Source organism: Flavobacterium sp. (genome assembly GCF_049590715.1).
Classification (GTDB): Bacteria; Bacteroidota; Bacteroidia; order Flavobacteriales; family Flavobacteriaceae; genus Flavobacterium.
In genome coordinates, this window is sequence record NZ_JBAWDL010000064.1 from 1 (window position 1) to 10,955 (window position 10,955).

Consider the following 10,955-nt stretch of genomic DNA (forward strand, 5'->3'; position numbering starts at 1 on the left):
GTCACGTTTCCATTACGAACGGCATTGATTACATCATCAAAACTTACTTTTGAAGCTGCCATCTTGAAAATATCAACCGCAATTTCAATTTCTTTCTCTTGCGCTCCACGAATATCAACTTGTTTGATTTCGCTCAAACCTTCAATTTCATCTTTCAAATATTCACCAAATTCTTTTAATTTCTCAACTGGATAATCTCCAGAAAGATTAATATTTAAGATTGGAATTTCCTCCGAAAGATTCAAATCAAATACATTAGGTTCCACTTTCACACCATTGAAAGTAGGCCAATCTTCATTTGATTTTTTAGCATCAACTTTATCCTTAATTTTTTGCTTAGCATCTTCAACTGCTATTTTTTCGTCAAACTCAACAGTAATGATACCGTAGTCTTCTTGCGAAGTAGATACCACTTTGACCACATTACTCACGTTCTTAATATCTTCCTCAAGCGGGTCAATAATCAAACGCTCAATATCCTCGGCCGTATTTCCTGGATAAACCGTACTAATGTAAATTTTAGTCTCTTTAATCTCAGGAAAATCTTCTCTAGGCATAGCATAATAGGCCGAAATACCTAATACAAAGAACAACGCCATGATGACATACATCGTCATTTTATTGTCAACTGCTAAAGAAGAAAATTTAAATTCTTTATGATTGATTGGTGGAATACTCATCTTTTTCTTATTTTATTATAGACACAACTTGTCCGTCTTTTACGCTTCTTGCTCCTTCTTTAATAATCAAATCACCATCGCTAATTCCTTCTAAAATTTCAATTAAATCACCTTGTGACTTACCAGTTTTAACAATTACTTTTTTGGCTTTTGTATGTTTAGAATCGGCTGTTTTTTCAGCAATATAAAGGTACTGTTCACCTTCAGCATTTTCTGAAATAATACTCAATGGTACTGTGATTACATTTTTATTCGAATAATCATTGATATTCAATTTAGCCGATAAATTTGGTTTGATAAGACCCGATTTATTAGGAACTTGAACCTGAACTTTGAACGAACGATTGGCTGGATTAATATTGTTGTTTACTAATGAAATTTGAGTTTTAATAGTCTCATTCAACATTGGAAAACTAACGATAACCTCTGTACCACGCTTGATTTCGCTTAAGTATTTCTCAGGAACATCTGCTTCAAGGTACATATTCCCTAAATTGATAATTCTCAAAACAGGACTACCTGGTGCTAAAACACTTCCTTTTTCAGAGATAATATCATCAATAACTCCAGAGAAAGGTGCTACTACAACTGTTTTTGCCATTTGTTTTTTAAGTTGTTGAACCGATTTATTTTGAGCTTCATAAGTTGATTTAGCTTGCAAATATTGAATTTCAGAACCGATTTTTTGATCCCAAAGATTCTTTTGTCTTTCAAAAGTTGTCTTAGCCAATGTTGCTTGAATTTCAAGTTGCGCTAATTGTTGTGTCAATCCACCGTCGTCAATTCGTCCCAGTGTTTGACCTTTAGAAACTCGTTGCCCTTCTTTAACGGATAGTTGCTCTAAAATCCCACCTAATTGCGCATTGACTACAATATTTTCTTTTGTTTCTACCTGTGCTTGCAATTCTAAATAATGTTTGAACTCGCTATCTTTTGCAGTGGTTGTTGTAATCAATGTTTGTTTGTGATTCGCATCTATCAATCCGATAGCGTCATCAATTTTTTTCAATTCCTTAGACAATTCATCGGCTGTTTTTACAATATCAGCACGTTTCGATCTCAATTGTTCTAGATTTCCAGAAGCAATAACGTCTTCTGTTGAATTTTTTTTATCGCCTCCACAAGAGAGCATCACGATTGAAAATACGGTTAATAAAATAGTTTTTCTCATTTGGTACATCTGTTATATTGCTGATTATTATTTATTATTTAACTTTTCTAAACTCGCTTTTTTATTGATAATATTTATCATGGATTGCAAGAAGTTTTGTTGTGTGGAATACAATTGTCTTTGCGCTTCACTAAAATCAAAACTGGACGACAATCCTTCTGTGAATTTAATTTGTTGTTTCTTTTCAATTCTTTCCGCTAAATCCAAATTGCTTTTGGCAGTTGCATATTCTTCGATACTAAAATCAAATTCACTTTTAGAAGTAGCATATTGTAATTTTAATTTTTGTTCAGCTTCATTTAATTGCGTTTTAGCTTGATCAAAAGCAATTTTAGCTTGTTGTGTTTTAGCTCTGTATCCAAAACTACTAAAGATAGGTACTCTCAAAATCACTCCTAGATTAGAGTAGTCCAACCATTTTTGATTCGTAGAAAAAAAGTTGAATTCATTAGCAAATGAGTTGTATCCAAAATTAACATTAGCAGCTAGCGTTGGCAGTGCTTTGCTTCTTTCTAACTTATATTCTAATTCTCTTTGTTTCTGAAAATTAGTTGCAATTTGATAATCAATATTTTCATTCACATTAAAAACCTCTTGAGTTAAAGCTGCACCAACATTTTTTTGAGTCAGACTTTCTAGTTTATCAGTAACAACCAGTTGATCAGAAATAGCAATCCCCAAAGTTATTTTCAACATGTTATAAGCTATATCTAGTAATCGAGTTGAATTGCTTAAATTACTATTAACAGATGCTAAAGTAATCTGAAGTTGCTCTACATTTTCCTCTTCAATTAATCCATTTTTAAACGTTTCTTTAGTATCAGCAACTGTTTTTTCCAAAGTCGTCTTATTCTTTTTTAGAATGGCAATACTTTCTTGTGCTAATAAAACATTTCCATAAGCATTAACAACCATCTCTTTGACTTCGCCATCGGTTTTTCGTTTGGCATTTTCATAATACTTCAAATAGGTTTTGGATGCTTGCAATGCAACAATATAAGAACCATCAAACAACAATTGATTTAAAGTTGCTACTGCATTCATATTATGCTTGGTTCCAAAAGCAAATGTAGATATAGAATCAGGATCTCCCCCAAAAGGACCTCCTCCAGTCACCCCTTGTTGTTGTAGAGAAAAATTGTTCATATAACTGATATTCCCATCAATTTGAGGCAAACCAGCAGCGGTAGTTTCCCATTTTTTTTGCCTTGCTGCTTCAATATCACGCCCTGCGTTTATTACAGAATAATTGTGCTCTAAAGCGTGGAGAATAGCTTGGTCTAAACTATAAGAATAGCTCTGACTCGTTTCTTGTGCCTTTGCGCTAAGAGCAAAGAATAAGAAGCTGATGAATAGTAAATTTTTTTTGATCATAAAATTTGGTTTTGCATTTGTTTTTCTAGTTCAATTATTCCTTTGGGAGTTGCCATCGCTCTGGTATGGTATTCTAATGCTGCTAGTTCTAATTTCCTAGCTTCTTTTTCTGAGCTGATATTTTCATTGATATTAAATATTAAAGTATAGTAAAATTGTACATAAGCATCGATGTTGATATCACTTCGATACAGGCCAGAGGCAATTCCTTTGTCTATATTTTGACGAAAACATCGGCTGCATTCACTAATTTCAACTGCTAGAACTTCCGTATAAATTTCAGGATAATGTTTTTTTAATTGATATATCGGAGACGTATCTGACGTTTGAAACATATCACTAAACATTTTTCTAATTTCAAAATTCTCTGCTATTGCATTATTATTACTAGTAGTAATCGATTCAATAATTTGGTGCACTTCTTTGTGTACGTGAGCAGTACTTTCTTTTATTAAGGCTTCTTTATTACAAAAATATTTATAAATTGTTTTTTTTGACATACACATTTCACAAGCAATATCATCCATTGTTATACTTTTGAAACCTAGTTTCAAAAATAATTCACTTGCTTTTTTTACGATTTTCTCCTTCATTACTTTCTCTTTCTTATTTATTTTACACTTTGAATTCTAAATTAGCCTCTAATAATAAATCTTGTCCTGTTGCAATACCACCCATTTGATAAATAGTATTTGATTTTAAATCAAAATCCTTGCGATTAATCATCCCTTTTATTTCAAAAGAGGCTTTTTTAATTCCATTATAAAAAGAGTATCCAATAAATTCTGTATCGAATTCTATTACTCTAGTAATATTTTTTATAGTAAGATTCCCTTTTAAGAAATTGATATTCTTGTTTACTTTTTGAAAAGAGGTGGATTTAAAATTAATCATTGGATACTCATTTGTATCTATAAAATCATTGATTTTCAAATAAGTATCCATCAATTCTAATTTGGATTCGTTATTATTTACATTTAATGAAAACTCAATAGTTGCATCTTCAATACAATCGTCTTTGATAGCTACATCCCCTTTAAACTTATTCGAAGTTCCTGCTATATACGCAACGATAGCGTGTTTGTTTTTAATCAACACATCCGATTGTTCCGAATCAATAGTCCATTTAGTTCCCATATCGCATTGTTTTAATTTAAAATCTCAACCACCAACATAAATCGTAGTAATTTGAGCGCAAATGTAGGAAGGAAACTTTTAACACCAAAATAGTTTCCATTGTATTTTCATTTTTTTAACATTTCATTAATAAAGGCTGTTTGTAATCCAATAGGATTACTGTAAATTAGCCGAAAATTATTTTTATGCATTCCATATCGCAATACCAAGATTTCTTTATCAATTATTTAAAAAGTCAAACCATTGATAAAGAGCCAAAAAATCTTTACGAACCCATTAGTTACATTTTAGGTTTAGGTGGAAAAAGAATGCGTCCTGTCTTGACTTTGATGTCGGCTGAAGTATTCAATACCAACTACCAAAAAGCCCTTCCAGCGGCAATGGCAGTTGAAGTTTTTCACAATTTCTCTTTAGTACATGATGACATTATGGACGATGCTCCATTAAGACGAGGAAATATAACCGTTCATGAAAAATGGAACATCAATACCGCAATACTTTCTGGAGATGCTATGTTAATTTTAGCCTATCAATATTTTGAGCAATACGAACCGGTGATCTTCCGAGATCTGGCAAAATTATTTAGCAAAACAGCCTTAGAAGTTTGCGAAGGACAACAATGGGATGTAGATTTTGAAACCCGCATAGATGTAACGATACCAGAATACCTCAAAATGATCGAGTACAAAACAGCTGTACTTGTTGCTGCTGCAATGAAAATGGGCGCTATAGTTGCAGAAACATCTGATGAGAATGCTAATTTAATTTATGAATTTGGATTAAATTTAGGCTTAGCTTTTCAATTGCAAGACGATTACTTAGATGCATTTGGGAATCCAGAAACTTTTGGAAAACAAGTTGGTGGTGATATTATTGAAAACAAAAAAACCTTTTTATACCTCAAAGCAAAAGAACATGCTACAGCAAATGACAAAGCTGAATTACTAGCATTATTTGCAAGTCAACTAGAAGATAACACTACCAAAATAGAACAAGTAAAAACCATTTTTATCCGTTCAGGTGCTGACACAATAACCCAAGAAGCTATTGAAACATATACTTTGAAAGCTTTCGACACTTTAAACAAAATGAATATCGAAAATGGTAAAAAAGAAATTCTAAGAAGTTTTGGCGAAAATCTGATGAAGAGAAAAGCTTAATTCTGAATCGAAATTCTTACTCAATCACAAACTAATGGGCAAAACAGCAACCGTTTTACTTAATGACAATCTAACAAATACCAAATCACAACTGGTTTTTGCAATATGTTTCCCGCTTTTTACGATTTTAGCTTTAGCAATTGATTCTGTTTATTTTACGGAAAAGTATTTTGATGGTAGACAAATTACTAATGCATTAGGTCTTCTTTACTTTATAGGGTTTTATTTTTCGTCAGGAGTTAATCTACGAAAATTGATGCTTGTCATGGTTGGTCTCTCTTATATTGGAGAATTGATTTTCTGCAAATTACTCGGAATGTATGAATACAGAACACCTATGATTCCGTTATACGTCCCATTTGGACATGCCATTGTTTATGCTTCTGGTTACGTATACGCTCATACACTATGGTCAGTCAAAAAAGAATATCATTTAAGAAAATATTTTCTTTGGGTTTTTGCTACTTTATTTCTTGGTGTTGGTATCCTTTTAAAGGATTATTTTTCTTTAATTTTTGGGGTACTCTTTTTTTTCTTATTAAAACGAAAAAAATGGCAAAACCTCTATTGTTTTATTGCATTTTGCGTCATTTTCATAGAACTAGTAGGAACCTATTTTAAATGCTGGGCTTGGGTTCCTAATATTTTTGGACTCATCCCTACCTCTAACCCTCCTGTGGGAGCCGTGTTTTTTTATGCTGGTGGTGACGTTCTTCTAGCTAAAATTGTAGATTTATGGAATACTAAAAAAACAAAATAAATGAATTTCATTGCACCTCAATCAATAGAATCATTGCTTATCGAAGCAGAGAAAGAAGCCTTATATCTTCAATTAGTAGAGCAAATTAACAAGGATTTTAATCTTGCTAACGAAGGAATTGATTTCCCTAAAAGCATTTCACCTGAAGAGCTAAAGATTCAACTGCATGAAAAAATTTATCGAATGATTCAGTATAAATTTGCTGAATACCTGAACTTGCTTTACATCATTGATGTTTCTGAAGAAGAAATAAAGAAACTCGACGGTTCAGATTTAGTTGTTCTAGCTGAACAAGTTGCTTTTCTTATCCTGAAAAGAGAATGGCAAAAGGTATGGTTTAGGAATAAATTCAAATAAAGGCTCTAAGTTTCTAAGAACCTGAGAAGCTAAGACTACAAGATATATTTCTAGAGATTCCAAAAAACAGCATCCCCTTAGCATCTTAGTTACTCAGTACCTTAGCAACTTTCTTAAAAATAAAACCTGACAAAAGGCATAAAAGCGTCACTATAAGCTCCTTTATTATCTTTAAATAAAACATTGTAACGAGCACCAATTGTTGCATTTCCACTACGATAACCAGCACCCAAAAACAAGCCTGTATTCCAAAAGTTATTAGTGAAATTATTATTTCCAATCCCAGAAACATTCACTCTTAATTGCTCCAATTCAGCCGAAAGTTGGATTTCACGAATGGGATTAAACAACGTTATCAAACTTCCTCCATACAAATTAGAGCTGTAAAAGTTATTTTGTTTAGCATACGTATATTGCGCACCCAGACCCACTGCAAAATATTGGTTAACATTATATATAGCACTTGGAGCCACAGAAATATCCGTATAACCAGAACCAATACTTAATCCCAATCCTCCACCAAATTGTACTTTGTTCCAAAAATCACTTTGACTGTTTGAAATTCTATTGTACTGTTGTGCTGTTAAAATTGAACTAGATAAAACTAAAAAAATTCTTAAAATGCGTGAAAGGTGATTTTTTTTCATGGTTTTGTATTTTTTTTTAACAAATCTTCACGTAAAAGTACTTAAAAAATAGATTCAGATAGAATGGATTATTGTATTTTTGCCAAACTATTTAACAAAAGTATATTCACTAACATTATGGATAGGTTTTCATTTTTAAACGCAGCACATACCGAGTTTTTCGCACAATTATACGATCAATATTTAGAGAATCCAGATAGCGTAGAGCCTAGTTGGAGAAGTTTTTTCCAAGGTTTCGACTTTGGAATGGAAACCTACAACGAGGAAAATCCAATTCAATACGCTAAAGAAGTTTCAACTTCTCCATCTCAAACTGTTGATAGCGTAAAAGTTTCACAACAACTTCAGAAAGAATTTAGCGTAGTCAAACTAATTGAAGGCTACCGTACCAGAGGACATTTATTCACAAAAACAAATCCTGTAAGAGATCGTAGAACGTTTTCTCCAAATTTAGACTTAGAGAACTACGGACTTTCATCAACTGATTTGAATACTGTTTTTGATGCTGCTAAATTATTAGGCTTACAACCTTCTTCTTTAAACCAAATCATTACACATTTGACTTCAGTGTATTGTCAACACATTGGTATTGAATACATGTACATCCGTAATCCTAAAATCATTGAATGGATTCAGGAAAGATTAAATGTAAACGACAACCAACCTAAATTCTCAAATGAGCAAAAAATAGGGATCTTAACAAAATTAAACCAAGCAGTTTCTTTTGAAAACTTTTTGCATACTAAATATGTAGGGCAAAAACGTTTCTCTCTTGAAGGTGGTGAATCAATCATCCCAGCTTTAGATGCTTTGATTGAAAGAGCAGCTGAAAAAGGCGTAGAACAATTCGTAATGGGAATGGCGCACCGTGGTCGTTTGAACGTTTTGGCAAACATTTTCGGCAAATCAACTCAAGACATTTTTGGAGAATTTGACGGTAAAGATTATGATCAAGAATATTTTGACGGAGACGTTAAATACCACTTAGGTCTTACTGCTGACAAAATTACCAAATCAGGTAAAAAAATCAACATTAATTTAGCTCCTAACCCTTCTCACCTTGAAACAGTAGGTGCCGTAATAGAAGGAATTACTAGAGCAAAACAAGATAAATATTACGAAGATGATTTTTCAAAAGTATTGCCTATCGCCGTTCACGGAGATGCTGCAATTGCAGGACAAGGTATTCTTTATGAAATTATCCAAATGGCACAATTAGATGGATACAAAACAGGCGGTACTATTCACATTGTAATCAACAACCAAGTTGGTTTTACAACGAACTATCTTGATGCACGTTCTTCTACGTATTGTACAGATGTTGCCAAAGTAACTTTATCTCCAGTACTACACGTAAATGCTGACGATGCTGAGTCTGTAGTACATGCGATGCAATTTGCATTGGATTTCCGTATGGAATTTGGTCGCGATGTATTTATTGATTTGTTAGGATATAGAAAATATGGGCATAACGAAGGTGATGAACCTCGTTTTACTCAACCAGTATTATATAAAATAATTGCAAAACATAGAAATCCTAGAGATATTTACGCTGAAAAATTACTTTCTGAAGGAATTATTGATGGTAATTTGGTTAAAACTTTAGAAAAAGAATACAAAGACGATTTAGATCACAATCTTGAAGCTTCTCGCAAAAAAGACTTAACAATTATTACACCCTTTATGCAAAATGAATGGGGTGGTTTTGAACAAGTTACTGATGTTGGGATGTTGAAAAAAGTTAACACAACCGTTGACAAATCAACATTAGATTCCATTATAGAAACAGTATCACACTTACCTTCTGATAAAAAATTCATCAACAAAATAACTAAAATTGTTGGCGATAGAAAGACAGGATACGAAAACAACACTATCGACTGGGGTACTGCCGAAACTTTGGCTTATGGTACTTTATTGACAGAAGGTTATGATATTCGTATTTCTGGACAAGATGTAGAGCGCGGTACATTCTCACACCGTCATGCCGTTGTTAAAGTAGAAGATTCTGAAGAAGAAGTAGTCTTACTAAACGACATAGAAAACAAAAAAGGGAATTTCCGTATCTATAATTCATTCTTATCAGAATATGGTGTTTTAGGTTTTGATTACGGTTATGCTTTAGCAAATCCTAATGCATTGACTATTTGGGAAGCCCAATTTGGAGATTTCTCTAATGGTGCTCAAATTATGATTGACCAATACATCTCATGTGGAGAAGACAAATGGAACAATCAAAATGGATTGGTAATGTTATTACCTCACGGATATGAAGGTCAAGGTGCTGAGCACTCTTCTGCCCGTATGGAGCGTTACTTACAATTATGCGGTCGTCAAAACATGTACATTGCAGATTGTACGACTCCAGCCAACTTCTTTCACTTGTTGAGAAGACAAATGAAAACGACTTTCCGTAAGCCATTAGTAGTGTTCTCTCCAAAAAGTTTATTACGTGATCCAAGATGCGTATCTACTGTGGATGAATTAGCAAATGGAGAATTCCAAGAAACTATTGACGACACGACAGTAAACAAAGCTGACGTTAAATCATTAGTTTTCTGTACAGGTAAATTCTATTATGACATCACTGCCGAAAGAGAAAACAACGGTCGTAACGATGTAGCCGTAGTACGTATAGAGCAATTATTCCCATTACCTATCGAACAATTAAAAGCTATTATTGCACAATATCCAAATGTTGATGATTATGTTTGGGCACAAGAAGAACCTAAAAACATGGGGGCATATACTTTTATGTTAGCCAATTTTGATTTGGTAAAATGGAGATTAGCATCATTAAAAGCATACTCAGCACCAGCAGCAGGAAGTTACACACGTGCAAAACGTCGTCATGCGGATGCTATCAGAATGGTATTTGATAAAAATTTATTTAGATAAAATTTGGAGCTATTTCCTGCTGTCCGCTATATCTTTTTCTTTTTTGAAAGAAAAAAAAGAAAAAGGATGCCGCTACCATCAGGGCTAGAACAAATTGCAAACAATAACGATTCAGAATTAAAAAATTAAAATTCATAATTTAAAATATTAGGACATGATTTTAGAAATGAAAGTTCCATCACCAGGGGAATCTATTAAAGAAGTTGAAATCGCCACTTGGTTAGTGCAAGATGGAGATTATGTAGAAAAAGATCAAGCAATTGCTGAAGTAGATTCAGATAAAGCGACTTTAGAATTACCTGCAGAAGCAAGCGGTATTATTACCCTAAAAGCAGAAGAAGGGGACGCAGTAGCAGTAGGAGCAGTAGTTTGTCTTATCGATACTGCAGCAGCAAAACCAGAAGGTTCTGCGCCAGCAGCAGCAGCTCCAGTAGCTGACGCACCAAAAGCGGCACCAGCACCAGTTGCAGCTCCGGCAGCACCAGCAGCAACGTATGCTTCAGGTACGCCATCACCAGCAGCTAAAAAAATATTAGACGAAAAAAATATCGCTCCAGCATCTGTTTCAGGAACGGGAAAAGCAGGAAGAATCACTAAAGACGATGCTGTAAATGCAGTACCATCAATGGGAACTCCTACAGGTGGAAGCCGTGGACAAGAGCGTACTAAATTATCCATGTTGCGTCGTAAAGTAGCTGAACGTTTAGTAGCTGCTAAAAACGAAACTGCCATGTTAACTACTTTCAACGAAGTAAACATGACGCCAATCAA

At 33.6% G+C, this 10,955-nt stretch carries 11 protein-coding genes; 5 read left to right on the top strand and 6 right to left on the bottom strand.

The window, feature by feature from the left end:
* The 5 genes from WBQ70_RS03165 to WBQ70_RS03185 form a co-directional block, all read right to left on the bottom strand.
* Positions 1-680: efflux RND transporter permease subunit (locus tag WBQ70_RS03165; protein ID WP_423910449.1), on the bottom strand; the 680-nt coding region annotated here is incomplete at its 3' end.
* Between the two features lie 7 nt (positions 681-687).
* Positions 688-1,851, bottom strand: coding sequence for an efflux RND transporter periplasmic adaptor subunit (locus tag WBQ70_RS03170; protein WP_423910452.1), 1,164 nt, complete (start codon positions 1,849-1,851; stop codon positions 688-690).
* A gap of 27 nt (positions 1,852-1,878) precedes the next feature.
* Positions 1,879-3,225, bottom strand: coding sequence for a TolC family protein (locus tag WBQ70_RS03175; protein ID WP_423910454.1), 1,347 nt, complete (start codon positions 3,223-3,225; stop codon positions 1,879-1,881).
* The gene (locus WBQ70_RS03180; protein WP_423910457.1) at positions 3,222-3,818 is read right to left on the bottom strand and encodes a TetR/AcrR family transcriptional regulator; all 597 of its coding nucleotides are present in this window, start codon (positions 3,816-3,818) and stop codon (positions 3,222-3,224) included. The genes WBQ70_RS03175 and WBQ70_RS03180 overlap by 4 nt, the downstream gene beginning before the upstream one ends.
* A 22-nt stretch (positions 3,819-3,840) precedes the next feature.
* Positions 3,841-4,362 (bottom strand): YceI family protein, encoded by a 522-nt coding sequence (locus WBQ70_RS03185; protein WP_423910459.1) that lies wholly within the window; start codon positions 4,360-4,362, stop codon positions 3,841-3,843.
* A gap of 185 nt (positions 4,363-4,547) precedes the next feature.
* Between WBQ70_RS03185 and WBQ70_RS03190 the strand changes: the two genes are divergently transcribed.
* Genes WBQ70_RS03190 through WBQ70_RS03200 form a run of 3 tightly spaced genes read left to right on the top strand, consistent with a single transcriptional unit; the run spans position 4,548 to position 6,639 of the window.
* Complete coding sequence (locus WBQ70_RS03190; protein ID WP_423910462.1) at positions 4,548-5,522, top strand: polyprenyl synthetase family protein; 975 nt, start codon at positions 4,548-4,550, stop codon at positions 5,520-5,522.
* 34 nt (positions 5,523-5,556) lie between these two features.
* Positions 5,557-6,282, top strand: coding sequence for a hypothetical protein (locus WBQ70_RS03195; protein WP_423910465.1), 726 nt, complete (start codon positions 5,557-5,559; stop codon positions 6,280-6,282).
* The gene (locus WBQ70_RS03200; RefSeq protein WP_423910468.1) at positions 6,283-6,639 is read left to right on the top strand and encodes a hypothetical protein; all 357 of its coding nucleotides are present in this window, start codon (positions 6,283-6,285) and stop codon (positions 6,637-6,639) included.
* A 113-nt stretch (positions 6,640-6,752) separates the two neighbouring features.
* Here WBQ70_RS03200 and WBQ70_RS03205 read toward each other — a convergent pair whose 3' ends face one another.
* Positions 6,753-7,286: a hypothetical protein gene (locus tag WBQ70_RS03205; protein WP_423910471.1), complete on the bottom strand. Its 534-nt coding sequence runs from the start codon at positions 7,284-7,286 to the stop codon at positions 6,753-6,755.
* Between the two features lie 117 nt (positions 7,287-7,403).
* On the opposite strand from WBQ70_RS03205, the gene WBQ70_RS03210 reads away from it, so the two are divergent.
* Positions 7,404-10,184, top strand: a complete 2,781-nt coding sequence (locus tag WBQ70_RS03210) for a 2-oxoglutarate dehydrogenase E1 component (RefSeq protein WP_423910473.1) — start codon at positions 7,404-7,406, stop codon at positions 10,182-10,184.
* 154 nt (positions 10,185-10,338) lie between these two features.
* On the top strand, positions 10,339-10,955 hold a 617-nt coding region (locus tag WBQ70_RS03215), incomplete at its 3' end, for a biotin/lipoyl-containing protein (RefSeq protein ID WP_423910476.1).

Bases quoted from the DNA above. Each gene is read 5' to 3' on its own strand.
- WBQ70_RS03170 (WP_423910452.1), bottom strand. From the start codon at position 1,851: ATGAGAAAAACTATTTTATTAACCGTATTTTCAATCGTGATGCTCTCT.
- WBQ70_RS03175 (WP_423910454.1), bottom strand. From the start codon at position 3,225: ATGATCAAAAAAAATTTACTATTCATCAGCTTCTTATTCTTTGCTCTT.
- WBQ70_RS03180 (WP_423910457.1), bottom strand. From the start codon at position 3,818: ATGAAGGAGAAAATCGTAAAAAAAGCAAGTGAATTATTTTTGAAACTA.
- WBQ70_RS03185 (WP_423910459.1), bottom strand. From the start codon at position 4,362: ATGGGAACTAAATGGACTATTGATTCGGAACAATCGGATGTGTTGATT.
- WBQ70_RS03190 (WP_423910462.1), top strand. From the start codon at position 4,548: ATGCATTCCATATCGCAATACCAAGATTTCTTTATCAATTATTTAAAA.
- WBQ70_RS03195 (WP_423910465.1), top strand. From the start codon at position 5,557: ATGGGCAAAACAGCAACCGTTTTACTTAATGACAATCTAACAAATACC.
- WBQ70_RS03200 (WP_423910468.1), top strand. From the start codon at position 6,283: ATGAATTTCATTGCACCTCAATCAATAGAATCATTGCTTATCGAAGCA.
- WBQ70_RS03205 (WP_423910471.1), bottom strand. From the start codon at position 7,286: ATGAAAAAAAATCACCTTTCACGCATTTTAAGAATTTTTTTAGTTTTA.
- WBQ70_RS03210 (WP_423910473.1), top strand. From the start codon at position 7,404: ATGGATAGGTTTTCATTTTTAAACGCAGCACATACCGAGTTTTTCGCA.